18 protein-coding genes are annotated in these 23,196 nt (G+C 37.0%); 3 read left to right on the top strand and 15 right to left on the bottom strand.

What is annotated here, in order from left to right; all coding sequences use genetic code 11:
• Positions 1-101: 101 nt before the first annotated feature.
• The 3 genes from odhB to ACIQ0D_RS04285 form a co-directional block, all read right to left on the bottom strand.
• Positions 102-1,313 carry a 2-oxoglutarate dehydrogenase complex dihydrolipoyllysine-residue succinyltransferase gene (gene odhB, locus ACIQ0D_RS04275; RefSeq protein WP_395803327.1) on the bottom strand — a complete coding sequence of 404 codons (1,212 nt, stop codon included), beginning with the start codon at positions 1,311-1,313 and terminating at the stop codon, positions 102-104.
• A 58-nt stretch (positions 1,314-1,371) separates the two neighbouring features.
• Positions 1,372-4,122, bottom strand: a complete 2,751-nt coding sequence (locus ACIQ0D_RS04280; RefSeq protein WP_395803328.1) for a 2-oxoglutarate dehydrogenase E1 component — start codon at positions 4,120-4,122, stop codon at positions 1,372-1,374.
• 177 nt (positions 4,123-4,299) lie between these two features.
• Complete coding sequence (locus ACIQ0D_RS04285; protein WP_395803329.1) at positions 4,300-5,739, bottom strand: DASH family cryptochrome; 1,440 nt, start codon at positions 5,737-5,739, stop codon at positions 4,300-4,302.
• Positions 5,740-5,997: 258 nt separating this feature from the next.
• On the opposite strand from ACIQ0D_RS04285, the gene ACIQ0D_RS04290 reads away from it, so the two are divergent.
• A complete protein-coding gene (locus tag ACIQ0D_RS04290) occupies positions 5,998-6,426 on the top strand; it encodes a CBS domain-containing protein (RefSeq protein ID WP_395803330.1) in 429 nt (142 codons plus the stop codon).
• Positions 6,427-6,476: 50 nt separating this feature from the next.
• Here the strand turns inward: ACIQ0D_RS04290 and ACIQ0D_RS04295 are convergent, their stop codons facing one another.
• From ACIQ0D_RS04295 to ACIQ0D_RS04335, 9 genes are all read right to left on the bottom strand, one after another.
• Complete coding sequence (locus ACIQ0D_RS04295) at positions 6,477-7,352, bottom strand: FKBP-type peptidyl-prolyl cis-trans isomerase (protein ID WP_395803331.1); 876 nt, start codon at positions 7,350-7,352, stop codon at positions 6,477-6,479.
• A 12-nt stretch (positions 7,353-7,364) separates the two neighbouring features.
• Positions 7,365-7,838: an FKBP-type peptidyl-prolyl cis-trans isomerase gene (locus tag ACIQ0D_RS04300; protein WP_395803332.1), complete on the bottom strand. Its 474-nt coding sequence runs from the start codon at positions 7,836-7,838 to the stop codon at positions 7,365-7,367.
• Positions 7,839-7,959: 121 nt separating this feature from the next.
• Positions 7,960-9,270 carry an ABC1 kinase family protein gene (locus ACIQ0D_RS04305; protein ID WP_395803333.1) on the bottom strand — a complete coding sequence of 437 codons (1,311 nt, stop codon included), beginning with the start codon at positions 9,268-9,270 and terminating at the stop codon, positions 7,960-7,962.
• 29 nt (positions 9,271-9,299) lie between these two features.
• Positions 9,300-9,971, bottom strand: coding sequence for a TetR/AcrR family transcriptional regulator (locus ACIQ0D_RS04310; protein WP_395803334.1), 672 nt, complete (start codon positions 9,969-9,971; stop codon positions 9,300-9,302).
• A gap of 359 nt (positions 9,972-10,330) precedes the next feature.
• The gene (locus ACIQ0D_RS04315; protein ID WP_395803335.1) at positions 10,331-12,121 is read right to left on the bottom strand and encodes an acyl-CoA dehydrogenase family protein; all 1,791 of its coding nucleotides are present in this window, start codon (positions 12,119-12,121) and stop codon (positions 10,331-10,333) included.
• Between the two features lie 119 nt (positions 12,122-12,240).
• The gene (locus tag ACIQ0D_RS04320; RefSeq protein ID WP_395803336.1) at positions 12,241-13,413 is read right to left on the bottom strand and encodes an acetyl-CoA C-acyltransferase; all 1,173 of its coding nucleotides are present in this window, start codon (positions 13,411-13,413) and stop codon (positions 12,241-12,243) included.
• A 66-nt stretch (positions 13,414-13,479) separates the two neighbouring features.
• A complete protein-coding gene (locus ACIQ0D_RS04325) occupies positions 13,480-13,851 on the bottom strand; it encodes a four helix bundle protein (protein ID WP_395803337.1) in 372 nt (123 codons plus the stop codon).
• A gap of 88 nt (positions 13,852-13,939) precedes the next feature.
• Positions 13,940-16,345 (bottom strand): 3-hydroxyacyl-CoA dehydrogenase NAD-binding domain-containing protein, encoded by a 2,406-nt coding sequence (locus tag ACIQ0D_RS04330; protein WP_395803338.1) that lies wholly within the window; start codon positions 16,343-16,345, stop codon positions 13,940-13,942.
• 11 nt (positions 16,346-16,356) lie between these two features.
• Complete coding sequence (locus ACIQ0D_RS04335) at positions 16,357-16,821, bottom strand: MarR family winged helix-turn-helix transcriptional regulator (protein ID WP_395803339.1); 465 nt, start codon at positions 16,819-16,821, stop codon at positions 16,357-16,359.
• A gap of 126 nt (positions 16,822-16,947) precedes the next feature.
• Here ACIQ0D_RS04335 and ACIQ0D_RS04340 point away from each other — a divergent pair, with 126 nt between their 5' ends.
• Positions 16,948-17,346 (top strand): hypothetical protein, encoded by a 399-nt coding sequence (locus ACIQ0D_RS04340; protein WP_395803340.1) that lies wholly within the window; start codon positions 16,948-16,950, stop codon positions 17,344-17,346.
• Between the two features lie 14 nt (positions 17,347-17,360).
• On the opposite strand, the gene ggt is transcribed toward ACIQ0D_RS04340, so the two are convergent.
• Entirely contained in the window at positions 17,361-19,064 is a 1,704-nt protein-coding gene (gene ggt / locus ACIQ0D_RS04345; protein WP_395803341.1) for a gamma-glutamyltransferase, read from the bottom strand.
• The gene (locus tag ACIQ0D_RS04350) at positions 19,057-20,823 is read right to left on the bottom strand and encodes an AMP-dependent synthetase/ligase (RefSeq protein ID WP_395803342.1); all 1,767 of its coding nucleotides are present in this window, start codon (positions 20,821-20,823) and stop codon (positions 19,057-19,059) included. Before ACIQ0D_RS04350 ends, ggt begins: the two co-directional genes overlap by 8 nt.
• A 200-nt stretch (positions 20,824-21,023) precedes the next feature.
• On the opposite strand from ACIQ0D_RS04350, the gene ACIQ0D_RS04355 reads away from it, so the two are divergent.
• Positions 21,024-21,497, top strand: coding sequence for a hypothetical protein (locus tag ACIQ0D_RS04355; RefSeq protein WP_395803343.1), 474 nt, complete (start codon positions 21,024-21,026; stop codon positions 21,495-21,497).
• Between the two features lie 37 nt (positions 21,498-21,534).
• Here the strand turns inward: ACIQ0D_RS04355 and ACIQ0D_RS04360 are convergent.
• Positions 21,535-23,196 (bottom strand): M61 family metallopeptidase (locus ACIQ0D_RS04360; protein ID WP_395803344.1); only part of this gene is annotated, 1,662 nt, incomplete at its 5' end.

The raw sequence follows: 23,196 nt of genomic DNA on the forward strand, positions 1-23,196 counted from the left end.
AAAAATCGAATAAATCGACCAATAGCTACAAATAACACAAAGTAAAAGGCCGGTACATTTAAATGTACCGGCCTTTTACATAAGATTAATTTTCTATCTGATTAAACTCCTAAAAGCAATCTTGTAGGATCTTCCAATAATTGCTTAACCTTTACAAGGAATCCAACAGATTCACGTCCGTCGATAATTCTATGATCATAAGATAAAGCCACATACATAATTGGGCGAATAACAACCTGTCCATTTACTGCTACTGGGCGCTCTACGATATTGTGCATTCCTAAAATTGCAGACTGAGGAGCATTGATAATTGGCGTCGACATCATGGAACCAAAAACACCACCGTTGGTAATTGTAAAAGTACCACCAGTCATTTCTTCCAGAGTTAACTTGCTATCACGTGCCTTCACAGCTAATGCCATTACAGAGGCTTCAATTTGAGCTAAAGACATCGCTTCTGCATTTCTAATTACAGGAACTACTAAGCCTTTTGGTGCAGAAACAGCAATTGAGATATCAGCAAAATCATTAAACACAATTTCTTCACCTTCAATACGTGCATTTACAGATGGGAATTCTTTTAAGGCTTCACAAACCGCCTTTGTGAAGAAAGACATGAATCCTAAACCAACACCATGCTTTTCTTTAAATTTATCTTTGTATTTGGCACGGATGTCCATGATTGGCTGCATGTCAACCTCATTAAAGGTTGTTAACATGGCAGTTTCATTTTTAACTGAAACTAGGCGCTTTGCAACTGTCTTTCTTAAAGAAGACATTTTTTCGCGTCTTTCAACACGAGAACCAGGTACAGAAGCTGCAACAACAGGAGCGGCTGCGGGAGCTACTGCCTTCTTAGAAGCATCTGCATTTAAAGCATCTTCTTTAGTTAATCTTCCTCCAACACCAGTTCCTTTAACACTAGCGGCATCAACACCCTTCTCAGCTAAAATCTTAGCCGCCGAAGGCGATGGAGCGCCAGAAGCATAAGTACTTGCCTTTGCATCTTCAGTCTTAGGTGCAGTTTCCTTTATTTCAGCCTTTGGAGCAGCTTCTTCTTTTGCTGCTGCTGGCTGTCCGCCTTCCTCAATACTACACACGGGAGCACCAATTGGAAGGGTATCACCCTCACTAGCAATAGTTTTTAAAGTCCCAGCTTTCTCAGCTGTTAGCTCAAAAGTTGCTTTATCCGACTCTAATTCGGCAATTACTTCATCCATTTCAACATAGTCGCCATCCTTTTTTATCCATTGGGATAAGGTAACTTCAGAAATAGATTCGCCAACTGGTGGGACTTTGATCACTAAACTCATAATGGTATTTTTTTAATAAAATTCTTCAATATTAACAAATATACGTGCTGCTCTTCTATTATTTTTTACTTTTCGATCCAGCAACATTTTCAAAAGCACTAGTTACAATAAATAATTGCTGTGCCGCATGTTGTTTGGCATAGCCTGTAGCCGTACTACTACTCTCCTTACGGGATATTAAATCGAAATCAAATGCTGATTTACGGAACTTCCTTGAAATATAAGGCCATGCACCCATATTTTCAGGCTCTTCCTGCACCCAAATCAGTTCAGGAGCATTTTTATACTTACTTTTTATCGCTTCCAGCTGAGCATAAGGCAATGGATATAACTGCTCTAAACGAACAATAGCTACATCTTTTCTTTTATCATTCTGCTGCTTGTCTAGAAGATCATAATAAACCTTACCACTACATAAAAGAACGCGTTTAACATCTGCTGCTTTTACAAAAGCATCATCAATTACTTCTTGGAATTTACCTTTAGTAAATTCTTCGAGTTTGCTCACGCAAGCCGGACTTCTCAACAAGCTCTTAGGAGTGAAGACTACTAGAGGCTTACGGAAATCACGTTTTAGCTGTCGGCGTAAAATATGAAATAAATTTGCAGGAGTTGTACAATTGGCAACTTGGATATTATCATCGGCACAAGCCTCCATAAAACGTTCAATCCTTGCAGATGAATGTTCTGGTCCCTGACCTTCAAAACCATGCGGAAGCAACATTACTAGACCATTAGAACGTTGCCATTTAGTCTCAGCGCTGGTAATAAATTGATCGATTACAATTTGAGCACCATTCACAAAGTCTCCAAATTGAGCTTCCCAAATAGTTAGTGCCATTGGGTTTGCTAGCGCATAGCCATATTCAAATCCTAAAACACCATATTCTGATAAGTGAGAATTATAAATTTCAAATTTCGCAGTATCACTATTTAATTGAGCAAGAGGGATATACTCTTCTTCAGAGTCTTCCAATGTTAATACAGCATGGCGATGAGAGAATGTTCCTCTTTCCACATCTTGACCGCTGATACGCACTCTAAAACCTTCTTTGAGTAGCGTTGCATAAGCTAGTAATTCGCCCATAGCCCAATCAAAGACTTTGGTATCAGACATTTTTCTACGCTCATCAAAAAGTTTTTCAATCTTCTTGAAAAATTTCTTTCCACTTGGCAAAGTGCTAATAGATTTTGCTAGCTCAAGCATCTCTTTTTCAGAGACTTTCGTTTCTACAGGCTTTAAAATAGAGCCTTCTTTAGCCAATTTTAGGCCAGCCCATACACCTCCAAACACCTGATGAACAGCCGAATAGCTTTCCTCTTTAGCTTGATTTAATTTTTCTTGCAAAAGGGCACGGAAATTCTTTTCCATTTCCTTCGCCAAATTAGCATCAACAGTCCCCTGATCTAATAATTTCTGATTATATATTTCACGCGGATTGGCATGCTTCTCAATGGCCTTGTATAAAAGTGGTTGTGTGAATTTAGGCTCATCCGCTTCATTATGACCATAGCGACGGTAACAAAGAATATCTATAAATACATCATTATGGTATTTCTGACGATATTCAACGGCCATGTTAATGGCATAAACGATGGCTTCAACATCATCCCCATTTACGTGAAATACTGGAGAAAGGGTAACTTTTGCAAGGTCGGTACAATAGGTTGATGAACGAGCATCTTTATAATTAGTGGTAAATCCGACTTGGTTATTGATTACAAGGTGAATACTTCCGCCCGTTCTATAGCCATCAAGCTTAGCCATTTGTAAAACCTCATAGGTTATACCTTGACCAGCAAGAGATGCATCCCCATGAATTAAAATAGGTGCTATTCGCTTATGATTACCTTCGTATTTAAAATCAATTTTTGAGCGTACCATACCCTGAACCACCGAGTCAACGGTTTCAAGATGCGATGGATTAGGACATAAGCTTAGGTGAACGTTCTTTCCTGAATCAGTTTTAACATCTGTAGAATAGCCCATGTGATATTTCACATCACCCCCAAATGGAGTATTTACATCGTATCCTTTCCCTTCAAATTCAGAAAAAATATCTTTGTAGGTCTTCTGCATAATATTGGCTAGGACATTCAAACGACCTCTATGCGCCATGCCAATTACAAATTCTTCAATTCCTAGTTCAGCCCCTTTATGAATTACTGAGTCTAAGGCAGGAATAACTGCTTCTGCCCCTTCAAGAGAAAATCTTTTCTGACCTAAAAATTTAGTTCCGAGGAAATTTTCAAAGACAACCGCCTCATTCAACTTACTCAATATTCTCTTTTTGGTATCGATATTGAAATTAGGAGTATTTCGCTCCGACTCCATCCTGTGTTCAAACCACTTTAGTTTTTCAGGATTTCTAACATATTTATATTCAACACCTATCGACTGACAATAAGTTTGCTCAACTAAGGCAAGAATCTCACGCAAAGTAGCGGCACCAAGGCCCACTTCAACACCAGCATTGAATACGGTATTCAGATCTGACTCTTCTAAACCAAAAGTACTAAGTTCCTTTCCTGGGAAGTAAGATCTACGTTCACGAACGGGATTGGTTTTTGTGAACAAATGCCCACGCTGCCTATATCCGTTGATTAGATTTAAAACTTTTATTTCTTTGAGAAAGTGATCGGGAGTTTCGGCACTTACAACTCCCGCTTCAGATCCACGACCAAAATCGAAACCTTCAAAAAATTTCTGCCATCCAAAATCAATAGAGTTTGGATCTTCTTTGTATGATTGATAAAGAGAATCGATGTATTCGGAATTCGCGTTACTGAGGTATGATAATTTATCCATTTAAAAACAATGTCTTTTGCGACACAAAAATAAGACTTTAAGCATAGAATCCTGAAAATTGAACGCTATTTTTTAATTTAAGTCAAACAATTTAATCAGAATAATTGCATGTGAAATTAGTAAAAATGTTCCAAAAAACGCTCTAAATATTCAAAAGAGCATAATTTGAACAGTTATTTAAATTTTTCCCTTCGTTGCACCAAGCTCTGGCGCATAAATTGGCGCTTTCGCGAAGCTCTTCAACTGATATTCTGCACGCTCATCTTCCGAAATTTTCCAAGGTTGATGAATGTTTTCAGGGCTTAAGGAACTTAATTCTGGAAACCAGAGTTTCACATAATCTCCTTGAGAATCATAGTCCAAAGCCTGTTTAAGCACATTAAAATAACGATACTCTCTAGGGTCATTTCCTACTCCAGCGATATAAGCCCAATTGCCCCAATTATTTGCGGGGCAATAATCGATTAACTTTTCTTCAAAATAAGCTGCTCCCCACATCCAATTGACTTTGAGATCCTTAACTAGAAAACTTGCCACATTTTGACGCCCTCTATTACTCATAAAGCCTGTAGCATTGAGTTCAAGCATGTTTGCATCCACAAAAGGTATTCCTGTTTCACCCTTTTTCCAAAGTTCGAAATATGCCAATTGATTCTCTCCTTCTTCTGGCGCGACACCTTTAAAACCAGATTTTTGAAAGAACTTATTGCCGTATTTTTTAAACATATAGCGGAAATAATCACGCCACAATAATTCGAGGTAAAGTCCGTAGCTTGAATCATTTGCCCCATGAACCTGCTCATATTTCTTAATTTCCCAATAAACTTCACGTGGCGAAAGGCATCCTAAGGCAATCCAAGCTGAAAATTTAGAAGAATAATCTGCCCCAATTAAACCATTTCTAGTTTGCTTGTATGTTTTTACAGAATTAGTGGCCCAGAAATAATCCTGCAAGCGTTTTAAAGCTTCTGTTTCCCCACCATGGAATTTCATTACGGAACGTTCATCAATTTTCACTGGATCATGAAAACCCAATTCGGATAAACTTGGTAGCTCTCCATATTCTAAATTAGCAGGGAAAACCATTGCTCCTGGTGCATCATGACAACTTCTTACAGAGCTATCACGCTCTATCTTCTTTCGGAAATTGCTAAATACATCCGGAATGTTATTAATTGGGAATGGTAAATCTTCCTTGTGATAGAGAGTATGACCGATAAAATGTTTAAGATTAATTTTTAATTTCCATAAGGCATCTTCAACCATTGCCGAAATACCAGTTTCTTCGGAGGCTACTTCACGATGGTGATAAACCTCATGAACTTGATATTTAGAAACCAATTCTGGAAGAATATTTTCAGGCCTACCCACGCGAATAACAAGGTCGCCTCCCAGATTTTGAAATGATTTACGTAAATCGGCAACACTTTCCAATAAAAATTGGGCACGAATCACTCCAGTTTTTAAAGTATCGAAATAAGTTAAGTCAAAATGCCTAGGATCAAAACAATAAACAGGAATAATATTATTACCCTTGCGTACCGCTTCGGTTAATATTTCATTATCGTGAATTCGTAAATCCTTTCTAAACCAAACTAATATGGTTTTCCCACTCATAAGTATAAAGGGCTATCCCTGATTGCTCTTAAAAGAAGAATTTTCCTCTTTTTAAAATTTAGGCCAAAATACGGTCTAGAATTGGTTTTATTGATCATTTTCTTGTAAGTTTTTTGATAAATAGCTATGATTTTAAAAAAAATACATTTTTGAACGTTTTTAGAATCAAAACTCGAAGATTTCCTTCATTGTGAAATAAAATTGAATCCGATAATTCGAAAATATTTGAGTATATTTAGTTAGCTAAAATTCTCTGATATGAAAACAGTAAACAATATCATCCAGAACAATTTCAAATCTATTTTTTCTGTGAGTCCTGAAACTTCAGTATTAGATGCATTGCAGATAATGATGGATAATAACATTAGTGCCTTACTTGTTATGGATGGCTCTAAATTGAAGGGGATTTTTACTGAAAGAGATTATGCCCGAAAAATTATTTTAGTTGGGAAGTCTTCCAAATCAACCAAAATTAAAGAGGTAATGTCTGAGAAGCTTGTAACAATTGAGCTCGGGACAAGCTTAGATCATTGTATGCAAATTATGACTGAGCGTCGCATCAGACACTTACCTATTATTGAAAATGGACTTGTTATTGGTATAATTTCAATTGGTGATCTAGTGAAATTTGTAATTGAAGATCAACAGCAAACAATTGAGCAATTGCAGAATTATATAAGTAGTTAGTCAGGTCCGGATCGGGGTCCGGACTGACAAAATTTGAATAGTAATTATAATTACTGCTTGACGTCGGTTACATTAATTTCAAAATCAAGAGCAGAAAATGCTGGAATTGACGGGGAGCTACCCTGCATTCCATAAGCTAAAGAAGATGGGACAAGTAAACGAATGGAGCCACCTTGTTTAATTAATGGAATAGCTTCTTGCCATCCTTGAACTAAATTTTTCAAAGGAAATGTAGCCTCACTTCCTGGTGCAGCTCTGTCAAAAACAACACCATTTAATAATTTACCGGTATAATTTGCTACAATAGTTGAATCTACTGTAATCGGACTTCCCGTTCCTGGTTGTGCGATTTTATAATAAAGTCCGGAAGATGTTTTTGTAAACCCAGTTAAGGAATTAGTTTGAAGATAAGTTTTTATTGAAAAATCCTCATATGCTGCTATTTTGGATATATCTAACACACGAATTGTCATATCTATAGAAGCATTACCTGGTATATTGCCTGAACCATTACGTCCAAATGCTAAACGTGAAGGAATGATCATTCTGATAGTACCATTTGATTTTTTCAACACTTCTTTTATACCCAGTCGGACAGCTTCAGGATTGAAATAACCTAAGAAATTATAGTATCTGTTAGAAACACTAAAAGTATCTATTGATGTATATTTACCATCTATAGAGCGAGTTGTAATAATTGCGGGAATCATGTCGGAGTAGTCGAGCACAGGGCCCGTACCCGGTGTAAGCACCTCATAATAAATACCTGTTTGCTGATACTGTAAAACGTTTAATTTATTCTTCTGAATATATTCCTGAATATTCCTATCATCAATTACATCAATTGTTTCGTATTCTTTTTTACAAGAAGCAAAAATTACTAATGATAAAAAAACCGGGAAAGTGTATTTTAAAAATCGTCTCATTTCGTCTATAAATTATTTTACGTCAGTTAGTTCTATGTCAAAATCAAGAACTGAATTAGCGGGAATTTGACCTGCTGCATTACGACCATATGCATAATTTGAAGGAATGAGTAATCGTATTTTACCACCTTTTTGAATTAAAGGGACCCCAATTTGCCATCCTACGATAACATTTCCAAGAGGAAACGATGGTATTTGTGTTGTTGTTTGATCAAATATAAAACCATTAAGCAGTCTGCCAGTATATTTTGCAGTTACAACGGTATTTGCGGTATAGGTCACGGAACCAGTACCTGGACTTAAAATTTGGTAATAAACGCCACTTTGATGTCTAACTGCTGTTATTTTATTATCAGCAATGAACTTTACAATTAAAGCTTCATCTAATTCGGCTTGCTTCGCAGGATCATAATCATCGTTTTTTGAGCATGAGCCTAAGCTAAGCGCCAAAAAAAACGACAAAATCAATATTTTACTCATCTTCATAATAATGCAAATTTATCCATTTAAATGTTAAAAAGTAAGGATTAACATTATTTAACTAAATAAATAGATAATAATATACGAAAAATAAATAACAATTGAATGAAAAATCGGCAAATATACTTTAGGAAGCGAGATTAACGTGAGGTTTCCAGGTATCTGTTTTAACTGTTGCTCCTAGCTCATTAAGCATATTATATAAACCAAAATTGGTGCGATTTACATAAATAAAGTGTTTTACACCTCTAGCCTGCTTAAATTCAGGCATTTTAGCAATCCTTTCTCCATAATTATAGAGTTTATCAAAATAGCCCTTTTCACTAAAATTAAAGGTTTTAGACATGTATGGCTGAGCAAATAACTCGATCATTTCCTTATACACTTGATAGAAAAATTCGATTTGAGAAGCATTATCATTTTCACGAATCATTTCTAATTCACGGAAGGCTTTAATCGTTTTTGCCTTATCCTGAAGCATATCTGTTGATGTTAAGGAAAAGAAAGGATTATAAAAATCGGCTGGCATTTCTTTGATACAGCCAAAATCAATAACTCCCAATTTACCATCGGATGTAATCAAGAAATTTCCTGGATGTGGATCTGCATGAACAGCTCTTAGTTCATGTTGTTGAAAGTTATAAAAATCCCATAAAGCCTGCCCTACCTGATTGCGAATTTCTTGCGTGGGATTTGTCTTTAAAAACTCCTTCATATGCATTCCATCGAGCCATTCCATTGTAATGATGCGCTTCGATGATAAATCAGGGAAATAAGTAGGGAATACTAGATTCGGAATATTTTTACAAGCTTCCGAGAATTCAATAGAACGCTTAATTTCAAGGTCATAATCAGTCTCCTCCAACAAACGATCTTCAACCTCCGACATATAAACCTCAAGCTCCTTCTGACTCATACCAAGCAAGCGAAAAGCAAAGGGTTTAACCATCTTTAAATCGGATGAGATGCTATCCCCAACCCCAGGATATTGAATTTTAACTGCTAATTTCTTCCCATTTAGAACCGCCTGATGCACCTGACCAATTGATGCAGCATTAGTGGATTTGATATTAAATTCATCAAAAATTTGGGAAGGAGTTTTTCCGAAATACTTGGTAAAAGTTCTAACAATCAGCGGACCAGACAATGGTGGTGCATTGTATTGGGATAATGAAAATTGATCTACATAAGCCTTAGGAAGGATATTTTTATCCATACTAAGCATTTGAGCAACTTTCAAAGCACTCCCCTTTAGTTCACTTAAAGAGTTATATATATCTGTGGCATTGTCAAGATTTAACTCGTCTTTACTAAGTTCAGGATTAAATAATTTCTTAGAATAATGCTTAATATAATTACCGCCAACCTTAAAACCTGTTTTAACAAATTTTGCCGAACGCTGTGTTTTTGAGGTTGGGATACTATCTTGTTCTTTCATATTTTTTGGCTAATGCCAATAAAAAATAATTAAAATTTCATGTTTTGTTTCATGCCACCATTGTTCATCATGAACTTACCATAGTCGAGAATACTATCAAGCGCTGATTTTTCAAATAAATCAAATGTTACATTAACTCCTTTTTCAATGGCTTCATCTGTTTTTTCGAAACCTGCACTGCTATCCTTGGCCCAGAAATTAAGAATAAAACCAAACTGCATCCAAAGTGCATCCTTGTATTTGCTGGTAAAAAATTTTCTATCAGCAAGTTCACCTTGCTCAAGGCCTTGATTAATAATGCCTGTGGCAAAATCTTCAAAAATAGTTTTCACACCTTTTAAAACAGATGGACTACCAATTTTAGGACCTGATTGCTTCAGGCTGTACAGCACAAAACTTCTTTTACTCTTCAAAAGCTCAATTAAGGCATAAAAGAAGGCAAGAGCTTTCTCTCTAGAAGAATATTGAGACCAGATTTCTTGATTTTCAACTTCAGTAAGCGCTTTCCGACAAAGATCTGTCCATATAGATTGTTCAATACCCTCAAAAGAGCCGAAATGATTGTAAAACTCGTCTTCAGACATTCCGTTTTCTTTGGCGAAAACATAAACAGACTTCGGCATGTGACCCTGCGTTAAAACATAGTCTACATAGGCATTTTGCAGTTCTTCTGCACTGATTAAACTCTTTTTCTTAGCCATTTTATAAATTATTTAGAGTCTGATTTCTAAAAACTCTTAGCGTATTAACTGAATTTTTAACTCTCGATGGTATAAAAACAAATACACGATTGTTATCCAAAGGGAAAAATAAATTCGAAATAGACATGAAATATTGCTTTAAAAGAAGTACTATTCTTTCAACTAAATTGAAATTTCTATTTTCCATTAGGTTTTGAATTTTGATATACAAATATCGCTAATACAAAAGATAGGAATGTTTTCTACGGTTGAAATATTGTCATATTTATAAAGAAAATACGAGCAATGAAAAACATTGACAGAATAATGATAAAGAGAAAAAACATCAGCCCCGAAATTGGAGCTGATGTTTTTTAATTTTAATAACAGTATTTATTTGCTTCAATCAGCTGTTTGGCAACACGCTGACGTGCATCTTTGATATTAAATGGTTCCATTTTGGTAAATCGACGTAGTCCCACAAGCATCATTCTCAATTCATCACCTTCAGCAAAGGAGCAAAGTGCTTCTTTACCGGCTATTGAAACTTTGTCGACTGATTGATAAAGATAGATTCGCATTAAATCTAACTGACCTTTACAAGCCTCTTCCCCTCTCAGTTTAACTAATTTTTCAACACGAAGAATGGTCGATTCAAGAACATATACATAGCCAATAATATCGGCGATATTCATTAAAATCTCTTGTTCTTTAGAGAGTGTCATCATCAATTTCTGTACGGCAGAACCAGCAATCATTAGTCCCGCTTTTTTAAGATTTTGCAGTACTTTCTTTTCGGCGGCGAATAGAGTGGTATCTTCCTCAGCAAAATCGGGTATCGACATTAATTCAGATGCAACTGCTTGAGCAGGGGTCATTAAATCCAATTCCCCTTTCATCGCACGCTTCAAAAGCATGTCTAGAATCAACATTCGATTAATTTCGTTCGTACCTTCAAAAATTCGGTTAATACGGCTATCGCGATAAGCACGATCCATCGGTGCATCGGCAGAATAGCCCATTCCACCATAAACCTGAACTCCTTCATCAACGATATAATCGAGCATTTCAGATCCCCAAACTTTTAAAATGGCACATTCTACGGCAAACTGTTCGGTAGATTTAAGCTTTGCTTGGGATGGATCCATTCCTTCAGCAACAAGCGCATCGTAGGCGTCATCAATATTTTGTCCAGCACGATAGGCCGCACTTTCAATCGCAAAGTTTCTGCTGGCCATTTCGGCAAGTTTGTATCGGATTGCCCCAAATTTTGAGATTGGTAGTCCGAACTGAACACGTTCATTCGAATAATTAATTGCGTGATTTAAAACCCTACGCGATGAACCAATTGCGGCAACTCCTAGTTTAATTCTGCCGATATTTAAAATATTTACAGCAATTTTAAAGCCATTTTGACGCTCTGAAAGCAAATTAGCTACAGGAACAGGACATTCATTAAAAAATACCTGACGTGTTGATGAGCCCTTAATTCCCATTTTATGCTCCTCAGGATTCATTGTAATCCCACCAAAGTCTTTTTCTACTATAAAAGCAGATAGATTCTTATCATCGTCAATTTTGGCAAAAACGATAAAGATATCAGCAAAACCAGCATTGGTAATCCACATTTTCTGGCCGGTGATCAGGTAATGGGTACCTGTTTCATTAAGAACTGCTTTTGTCCTAGCCGAATTAGCATCCGATCCAGAGTTTGGCTCTGTAAGGCAATAGGAAGCCTTCCATTCACCTGTAGCCAATTTGGGGATATATTTATCTTTCTGCTCCTTATTTCCATAATATAAAATAGGTAAGGTGCCAATTCCTGTATGCGCTGAAAGAGCAACTGCAAACGAACAACCTGGTCCGACAGAATCCGCAACAAGCATAGAAGTATTGAAATTTTTTCCAAAGCCTCCATACTCTTCTGGAATAGATACGGCCAACAAACCAAGTTCGCCAGCCTTATCCATTAAACTGACCATTAAACCCTCTTCCAGCTTATCAATTCTATCTAAATTGGCATAAACCTCCGATTCAAGAAAATCTTCACAAGTTTTCTTGATCATCAACTGCTCTTCATCAAACTCTTCAGGAATGAAAATATCTTCACATGCCGTTTCGCGGATAATGAACTCTCCGCCTCTGATTGATTTGTTTTTTAATGATTCCATATTTTTTTAGATTAAGGAATAAGGAGCAAAGAGCCAGGACTAGTTCGTGCTAAAAACGTTTTGTCTTTATTCTTTATTTCTTGTTCTTGGTTCTTTGTTTCTTGTTCTTTCTACCCTATTTACAAAAGCTCAAAAATCCCTGCTGCACCTTGCCCTGTTCCTACGCACATCGTTACCATTCCGAATTTCTTTTCTCTTCTTTTTAACTCATTGAATAGTTGAACAGAAAGTTTTGCTCCGGTACATCCAAGTGGATGACCTAGTGCAATTGCTCCTCCATTCACATTTACTTTATTTTGGTCGAGATTGAGCGCTCTAATTACAGCAAGAGATTGTGAAGCAAAGGCCTCATTTAATTCTATCAAATCAAGGTCATCCTGCTTCATTCCAGCCTTTTTTAATGCGAGGGGAATAGCTTCTATCGGTCCAATACCCATAATTCGAGGGGGTACGCCAGCTACTCCATAACTCACTAAACGTGCAATAGGCTCTACATTTAATTTTTTAAGCATTCTCTCAGAAACAACAAGCACAAAAGCTGCTCCATCTGATGTTTGCGACGAGTTTCCAGCCGTTACCGTACCGCCAGCGGCAAAAACAGGCTTTAATTTTGCAAGTTTATCTATGGCAGTATCAGCCCTCGGTCCCTCATCGGTATCAACGATAAATTCTCTCGTTTTTTGTTTTAAATTTTCGTCTAAGTAGGTTTCCTTCACGGTAATTGGTACCACCCCATCCTTGAGATGTCCATTTTTTATTGCTGCAATGGCCTTTTGATGAGAATTGAAGGAAAACTCGTCTTGATCTTCACGATTCACCTTGAATTCTTTTGCAACAGCTTCCGCCGTGAGTCCCATACCCCAGTACCAATCTGGATTATTTTTGGCAACCTCTGGGTTCGGGACTAATTTCCATCCGCCGAAAGGCATCCCAGACATGACTTCAACACCCCCTGCAATGATACAATCGGCCATACCTGATTTTATTTTTGCAGTAGCCATCGCGATAGTTTCTAAGCCCGAAGCACAATACCTATTTACTGTCACCCCTGGTACCTTATCCGTACCTAAACCCATCAATGAGATCATACGTGCGATATTTAGTCCCTGCTCAGCCTCTGGTGTAGCATTTCCAACAATCACGTCGTCAATTTCATCTTTATCCAAATTTGGGATTTCCGCCATCAAATGTTTGACAACGTCGGCCGCAAGATCATCCGCACGCGTAAAACGAAATACCCCTCGTGCAGATTTTCCAACCGCTGTTCTATATGCTGCTATGATGTATGCCATGTTTAGTAGTTAGATGTGAGATATGAGATGTGAGATGTGAGATGTGAGACATTAGATTTGAGACATTTATTTAAAATTTGAGGATTTTTTGTTTAACATATTCTGAAAACCATAATTCATTTTTTGTAATTCATCGATACAGTGATTCAATTTTTCTAAATCTTCATTGTTTATAAGACTTAGTTTATTTGATATAAATAATTGAGTTTGAAGTTCATAAGAAGAGCCATTCGCAATTCCTAAAAAATGTTTAAACTCCTTTTCGGAATTTCTTCCAGCTCCTTCAGCGATATTAGATGAAATGGAGACAGCTGCACGGCGAATTTGTGAGGTTAAACCGTATTTCTCTTCAAGAGGGAATAAGGAAGTAACTTGATATACCTCAACTGCCAAATCAATAGCCTTTTTCCATATTTTAAGCTCTTTCAAATTATGCATATAGTCTTAAAATCAAATTATACACTCTTCGCTAATGTCTCAAATCTCATGTCTCACATCTCAAATCTCACATCTCAAATCTGCTTTCTCAATTCCTCAAAGGTCTCCCCTTAGTTAAAATACTTTGAATACGCTCCAGAGTTTTCCTTTCTCCACAAAGGGAGAGGAATACTTCACGCTCCAAATCGAGCAAATATTGTTCTGAAACTAATGTTGGTTGCGATAAATTACCACCACATAAAACATAGCCTAACTTTTCAGAGATTTTTTTATCATGTTCTGAGATAAAGTTTCCTGCAAGCATAGCGTTCGCACCTGCATACACAATACCTAAGCCCTGCTTACCTAAAACCCGTATACCTTTACGTCTTATAGGTTGGGTATAACCTCTATCAGCAAGTTCTAAAGCTTTATTTTTAGCGTCAATAATCAAGCGACTTCGGTTCATGGTGATTCCGAATTTATCTTTTTGTAGGTAACCCAATTCAAATGCTTCCATGCCAGAAGTCGAAACTTTAGCCTGCCCGATCGTTAAAAAACGATCTCTAAGTGCTGCTTGCTCGATTTGACCCTCTTTAAATTCATCTGAAAGACGGAGCGCAAATTCTTTTGTTCCGCCCCCCCCAGGTATTAATCCCACACCAAATTCCACCAAACCCATATAGGTTTCGGCATTTGTTTGGACAAAATCGGCATGTAAGCATAATTCACAACCACCACCTAAAGTTAAATTATGAGCTGCTGCAACAACAGGAATCGATGAATATCGCATCCGCATCATCGTATTTTGAAACATGCGAATGGCTAAATTTATCTCATCCCAATCCTGCTCTATTGCGGCCATAAATATCATTCCGATATTAGCCCCTGCCGAAAAATTTGCCCCATCATTACCAATCACCAAACCTCTAAAATCTTTTTCTGCAAAGTCAATTGCCTTATTCATTCCTTGAATAACCTCACCACCAATGGTATTCATTTTGGTATGAATTTCAAGGTTTAGGATACCATCGCCAAGATCGGTAATAGTTGTCCCCGAATTTTTCCAAACAATGTTATTGGCACGAATATTATCAAGGATAATAAATGCTTCCGAGCCAGGAACTACCTTGTAAGCTTTAGATGGGATATCATAATATTTCTTAATACCATTTTCAACCTTATAAAAGGAATCATGACCAGCAGAGAGCATTTCATGCACCCAAGGGGCAGCTTCTTTGCCGTATTTTTTCATTCCCTCAATGGCATTTTTAACACCAAGAGCGTTCCACACTTCAAATGGACCCAATTCCCAACCAAAACCTGCCCTCATGGCATCATCAATGCGGTATAATTCGTCCGAAATCTCGGGTATACGATCAGAAACATATTCAAAAAGCCCGAAAAAAGAAGTCCTGAAGAACTCACCTGCCTTATCTGTTCCTTGCACATAAACCTTCATGCGCTCTGATAAATTATCGACTAATTTACAGGCTTCAAGTGTCTGAGATTTGACTTTTTGTTGCGCTTTATACTCTAAAGTTTTAAGATCTAGAGCCAGAATCTCGGATTTACCGTCTGCACCCTTTATTTTCTTATAGAATCCTTGTTTAGTTTTATCGCCAAGCCACTGATTTTCCTGCATCTTCTTCACATAATCAGGAAGTTCGAAGAGTTGATGTGCTTTATCATTTGGAAGATTGTTGTATAATCCAGCAGCAACATTAATCATCGTATCTAAACCAACTACATCTGTGGTACGAAAAGTAGCTGATTTAGGCCTACCTAAAACTGGGCCAGTGTATTTATCAACCTCTTCAACCGAGAGATCCATTTTTTGCACCAAATGAAGAAGTGCCATAATTGAATAAACACCTACCCTATTGGCGATAAATGCCGGCGTATCTTTACATAAAACGGTAGTTTTACCAAGAAATTTATCCCCAAAATGCATCAGAAAATCAATCACCTCAGGCTCTGTTTCGGGCGTCGGAATTATTTCAAGAAGACGAAGATAACGTGGCGGGTTAAAAAAGTGTGTTCCACAAAAATGAGCTCTAAAATCATCAGAACGCCCTTCAGCCATTAAATGAATTGGAATTCCTGATGTGTTGGAACTTATTAAAGTACCTAATGTTCTATATTTTTCAACCTGATCATAAATCAACTTCTTAATTTCAAGCTTTTCAACAACCACCTCAATAACCCAATCGCAAGTGGCGATATCCTTCATGTTATCTTCAAAGTTGCCCGTTGTGATATTAGGAATGACTTTTTTAGAAAAAATGGCTGAGGGGTTCGATTTTAAGGTACTGTCGAGCGCGGTATTAACAATGCGATTCCGCACATTTTTATGGTTTAAATCAAGTCCCCGAGCTTGTTCATCAGCATTTAATTCTTTGGGACAAATATCCAACAGAAGCACTTCAGCACCAATATTGGCGAAATGACAAGCAATTCGAGAACCCATGATACCCGAACCCAATACAGCAACTTTTCTAATCACTCGTTTCATATCTTAAGAATTCAAGCCTCACTATTCGAAGGATCCGAACAATGAGGCTGAGGTTTATAATCAGCGGTTAGTTGATTTATTTTATTCAATGTTTTAATCAATTGGAGTCTCTCCTTGTCGGAAATATGTGCGTTTAAATACTCATTAAAGCTACGCACAACCCCTTTTGCTAATTGGCGTTTCTCTTTTCCAAAAGGAGTCAAAAATATCTTAACAGACCTTTTATCCTTTGGATCAATCTCCCTAAAAATGAGACCCAATTCCTCCATGTTTTTCAGGATTCTAGACAAGCTGGTCGACTTCACTCCCGATAGGGCCGCGATCTGTGATACAGCAGTCCCCTCTTCGTGAATATTAATCAGCATATAACCTAGGGCTTGTGTAATCCCAAAATCAGATGCAATTTGATTGTATTTATTGGCAACTGTTTGCCAAACAATCTTTAAAAAATAATCTACTGTTTCTTCAGGCTTCATTTCAAATTACTATGCAAGCATAGCAAATTTATTGATAAGAAATTTATAAAACAAACACAAAAGCATATTTTTTAGAAGAATTTAAAGGTTTTTTCTGAATGATTTTAAGCTTAGATTTGAGCAGCAATGAAGAAAAACAAAATTTACCTATATCTTATTTCTACACTAATAATTGTGGCGATGCTTTGGAATGCGCTAAGTAACCCTGGAATTAGGGAACTAAAGGGGAATTTAAAGGAAGTTGCTTTCATAAGAAATGAACAAAATACTGGACCGATAGTTAGGATTTATGCTGTAAGCATTGATGAAGAAAACTGGGAATCGATGGAGCAATATGGTAATTATATGCCTCACAATAAATATGGCACCACGCGAATTTATTTTTTCTTAAGCAAGAGTCCTTTCCTTGGGAAGTTACAATTAGAAGGAGAAAACATTGAAAATTCTTTTCAAAAGCAGTGCATAGCACTTTATGAAAAGAACGGTATGAGTCAGACGAGTCTTATAAAATACCCTTTCAAATAACCTTAAAAATAGATTTACCAGCCAAGCTTAGTATCATCGCCACGAGGATCTGCGCCACCTTCATAATACCCCCATTTAGTTTTCAAGATTGCGTCTACTCGACCGATTGCTTTTCTTTCTCTGAATTTATAACCTTTATATTCTAGCTTAACTCTTGCTAGGCTATCCACCCCACCTTTTTCAACAACCACTTCTTCTGGTAGCCATTGATGGTGAAATCTTTTGGCATTTACAGCACTTTGCATGCCCATTTCAAATTCAACTACATTCAAAATTGTTTGAAAAACGGAGGTAATTATTGTGGAACCACCGGGAGTACCTACAACCATGAAAAGGTCGCCATTTTTTTCAAGGATGGTGGGAGTCATAGAGCTCAACATTCTTTTTCCAGGTTGGATAGCATTTGCCTCTCCTCCTAAAAGACCGAACATATTGGGTGTTCCTGGCTTAACAGAAAAGTCGTCCATTTCATTATTCAATAAAAATCCGGCGCCATTTACAAAAACCATGGAGCCATAGCCACCATTTAAGGTTGTAGTTACTGCTACCGCATTACCTTGACGATCAACAATAGAGAAATGAGTTGTTTCTTCACTTTCAGCAATAATTTCACCTGCTTTGATATCAGAACTTAAGGTGGCTTTATTCCAATTAAAATTAGCCATGCGCTGGATTGAATATTTAGGATCAATCAATTGTTTTTGAGGCACTTTGTAAAAATCGGGATCACCAAGGTGAGTAGCTCTATCGGCATAAACACGTCTTTCTGCCTCCACAAGAAGCTGGAGTGTTGAATCTGAGTTAAAGCCATAACGTTGTAGAGGATAAGCCTCTACAGAGTTGAGCAATTGTAATAATGCAATACCTCCGCTTGATGGTGGGGGCATTGTTATAATTTTAAAATCCTTATAATTTCCTACTAGAGGGTCGCGCCATTGTGCCTGATAATTTTTAAGGTCTTCCTTGGAGATTAAACCACCACCCTTTTGCATTTCGGCAACAATAAGATCGGCAACTTCACCGGCATAAAAGCCATCGCGACCATTATCACGTATTAATTGCAATGTTTTAGCTAGATCCTTTTGAACCCACAACTCCCCTTTAGCCCACTTATCTTTAATAAAATAGCTTTTCCCAGGATTATACTTTTTTATTGATTTTTGCATTGCGGCAAACTCTTGCGCCTGACTTTCTGTGACTGAAAAGCCATTCTGAGCAAGGTTTAGCGCTGGTTGTACTACTTCTGCCCAGGATAGCTTACCATATTTAGCATGAGCCTTTACCATTCCATCAACACTTCCTGGAACACCGGCTGCAAGGTGGCCGTAGATACTTTTTTCAGTAATGGCATTTCCTGCAGCATCGAGATACATATCACGACTAGCATTTCCGGGTGCTTTTTCCCTGAAATCGAGTGTTGCAAGTTCTCCTTTTGCCGAGCGATAAACTAAAAATCCGCCACCACCAATATTTCCTGCGTCTGGATAAACAACGGCCAATGCAAATTGAACTGCAACGGCAGCATCAATAGCATTGCCACCTTTTTTAAGAATATCGAGTCCGACTTTTGAAGCTTCAGGATGAGCCGAAACCACCATACCATTTTTATATTGCCCGCTATTATTCCTACCTGTTTGACCACCAACACATGAGTTTAAAAACAGACCAATGGCAAAAAGGATAAATAAATTGTATGCGACTTTAATATTCTTATTCATTTTTATAAATTTTCACAACTTGAGTTTTGTATTTCTGTAGAATCTCTTTTCTTCTTAAACTTAATTTAGGAGTTAATTCACCACCATCAATAGTCCATTCATTATGTAACAATTCAAATTTCTTCACCTGCTCCCAATTTCCAAATTCCTGATTAAAGTGATTAATTACTGATTGTATTTTATCAATAATTCGCTGATCTTTAATCATTTCCTCATTAGTAGTATAGGATATTCCAGACCTTTCACACCAGGCAGACAATGCTGGAAAAGCAGGTAAAATTAATGCAGCAGGGAAGCGCTCATTTTCACCAATTACAATTACCTGCTCAATATAAGGCGATTCCTTGAATTTATTTTCAAGCACCTGAGGAGCGATATACTTGCCGCCGGCAGTTTTAAAAATTTCTTTTTTACGATCTGTGATGCGAAGATAAACACCATCCACAAACTCACCAATATCACCAGTATGAAAAAAGCCATCTTTATCTATTACCTCACTGCTTAGATCAGGGCGATTATAATAGCCCCTCATTATATTAGGCCCTTTACATAAAATCTCGCCATCTTCGGCAATTTTCACTTCAACATCCTTAATAACTTTACCTACGGTAGTAAATTTTGCAGCTCCAGGTCTGAGGCCGTTTACTGCAATAACCGGCGAAGTTTCTGTTAATCCGTAGCCCTCAAGAACCGGCATTTTAGCGGCCCAAAATACACGTGCTAACCTTGGTTGCAAAGCCGCTCCACCAGAAACTAGTGCCATAATATTCCCACCAAGTGCTTCACGCCATTTTGGGAAAATAATTTTATTGGCAATTTTTAATTGCAATTCATAGAAAAATCCATTTTTCCCCTCCAGCTCGTATCTAAGTCCTAAATTGAGTGCCCAAAAAAACAATTGCTTTTTAATACCGGTAAGTTCAGAGCCTTTAGCTACGATGCGGTCGTACACTTTTTCAAGTAAGCGAGGTACGGTTGTAAAACCATGTGGCTTCACCTCTTTTAAATCATCGGCAATGGTATCCATGCTTTGTGCATAATAAATAGATATCCCCAAATAGAAATACATATAAAAAACCATGCGCTCAAAAATGTGGGATAAAGGAAGAAAACTCAATGCTTTTGAGAAGTTTTCGGGATACATTACAGAAGAAGCAATGCAATTACTAACTAGATTATCATGAGTAAGCATTACACCTTTGGGAGTTCCTGTGGTACCAGATGTATAAATTAAGGTTAATAAATCTTCAGGTGTGATACGATCGCGGTAGACTTGCAGATCAATTGGTTCAGAACGATTTGCAAGTTCGATTAAATTCATCCAATGTGGAACACCTTCAATTTTATCAAAACTGTAGATATCAAAGTTTAGTGAATCTTTTGTACGAACCTTATCTAATTTATCAAACAATACTTTATCGGAGACGAATACAATTTTAACTTCGGCATCTTTCAGAATAAACTTTATATCATTTTCGGCCAATGTTGGATACATTGGAACCTGTGTTGCACCAATCTGCATGATACCAAAATCACAGATATTCCATTCAGGTCTGTTTGGCGACATGATAGCCACTTTATCATCCTTTTTAATTCCGCTAGCTATCAAACCGCAACTTAATCCGTTTGCTAAGCCTACAAACTTTTCAGTTGAATACTTAACCCAAACGCCATCTTGCTTGGCTGCCACCATATCATCCTTCTGATACTTTTCAATTGAAAGCTGTAGAAGATCAAAAACGCGTGTTATTTGTGCCATAGGAACAATAGTTTTATCTATTAATTTAGCAAAATAGCTAAAATTTCAACCACTACAAATTAGAATTAGCTTAGAAGAGCATTTTACGCTTAAAAAGGGTGTTCGTAGATTAATTTAAGAGATGAGAAAACATTGTTTTTGAGAATAAAAAGCGTGTTGGCATTGTATTTGAATGGTTTATTGAACTAATAAATAAAATCATGAAAAAACTATTATTACTAAGCTTAACAGCAGGATTTTTGCTAATAGCAAAAACGGATGGAATTGCCCAATCCTATGAAAATGCAATAGGTATCCGATTAGGCCCATACAATGGAATTAACTACAAAACCTTTTTAAATTCAAATAAAGCCTTGGATTTCAATTTATCATTTAGAAACAATGATGATTTTGATCGTTTTTTCTTCACCGGACTATATGAAGTTCATAATCCAATTAATGATGCACCTGGATTGAATTGGTATTATGGTGGTGGTGCGAGTATTGGTTCCTATAAAAGAAGAGATTTTGATGGAGAGGTATTTTTTAGTGCCGATGGGGTTATTGGCTTAGATTATAAATTTAATGGAGCCCCGATAAATCTGGCACTCGACTGGCGTCCAAGATTAGAAATTACACCTAATTCTGGCTTAAGTTCAAATGATTTAGGTTTAGCAATTAGATTTACTTTTTAAACAAAAAAGCAGCCCTAGGGCTGCTTTTTTGTTTAAATTAAAGATTTAGCCATCTCTTTTTAACTGCATTTTGCGTTGCAGTTGCACCGTCCAAACTAAGGATTTTAAACTTATGGTTTGGATTTCTTTCGAGAGCAACATCAAGAGTTAACAATTCACCATCACGATTAATAAGAACCTTAATTTTATCCCCTACGCGCTTAGTGCCAATAAATTTATTTACCTCAGACATACGAGGATCAGAAACATTATTAATACGTATTTCATCCATTGCAAGAATTTCATCGTTTACGTTTAAACCTGAAACCCAAGCCGGACTTTGGCGTAAAACACTAGTGACAATTATTTTTCCATCGCGAAGACTAGTGTTGGCCCCTAAATAAGGTTCCTTTGAAGCTTTAGCATCATCAATTAAAGTTAAACCTGCGTAATTAAAATATTTATTATAATCTATAGTTTTAACTCCGTTAATGTAATTTGAGTAAATATCATCGAAAGATTTTCCTGCAATCTTCTCAGCCATTGCCTTAAATTCTGCATCAGTATAACCTCTAGATTTCTTTACATAATATTCATCATACACGGCTTTCAAAACTTCATCCAAGCCAGATTTTCCTCCAGTAGAATGAATGATTTCCAAGTCCATAATTAGAGCAATTAAGGCACCTTTGCTGTAATAAGAAACCGTTGAATTAGCTGAATTTTCATTCGGACGATATTGCTTAATCCATGCATCAAAACTGGCTTGACTTACCGGATCAACCTTATTTCCTGGCTGGTTTTCTACCTGGTTAATGACATTAGCAAGATCGGCAACATAGCGTTCCGGACTTTGCAGACCTGCTCTTTTGGTATAAATATCCTGATAGTAGGCAGTGAAACCTTCAGCAATCCACAAATTAGTGGTGTAGTTTTCAGCTTCATAATTAAACGGTCCTAAAGCAATTGGGCGCATACGCTTAACATTCCATAAATGAAAATACTCATGCGAAACCAAACTCAAAAACCTTAAACGACCAGCTTCGGTATTGTATGAATTACGACTTGCACCTAAAACAGTAGAGTTTAAATGCTCTAATCCGCCACCGCCAGAATTAAAATTATGAACAATAAAAACATACCTTTTATTTGGATTAACACCAAATGTTTTGGTTTGCTCCACAACAATTTTTGCCATATCTCGCTTTAAAATTTCGGGGTCATAATTACCACCGCCATACATTGCTACCTCATGTTTTACACCAGCTGCATCAAATTCAAAAATATCCTGATTGCCAATTTCAAAAGGAGAATCATAAAGAATATCAAAATCAGGGGCAATAAAAGTATTCGCTTTAGAAGCTAGAGGCTCAAGACCCGTAGATATTTTACTCCAACCTTTGTAAGGTTTAATTGTTATTGTTGATGGTTTGTTTATTTGTCCATCAGGATACATAAAAATGCTCGTCGGAGATAAAAATGCGTGCGATTCATCAACAAAACTGGTTCTTACAGAAATTTCAAATGCGTAAACACGATAAGTCAGCTTAACCAGGTTAGTCCCTTGCGTAGTCACACGCCAAGTATTTTTATTTATTTTCTCTGCATTAAGTGTTGTTCCATCAGCATTTACAGCATTAAAAGACTCTACACTTTTTGCAAACTCTCTAATTAAATAAGACCCTGGGGTCCAAACCGGCATTTTAAAATCAATAAAAGG

The sequence above is a fragment of the Daejeonella sp. genome (assembly GCF_044342615.1).
GTDB lineage: Bacteria > Bacteroidota > Bacteroidia > Sphingobacteriales > Sphingobacteriaceae > Daejeonella.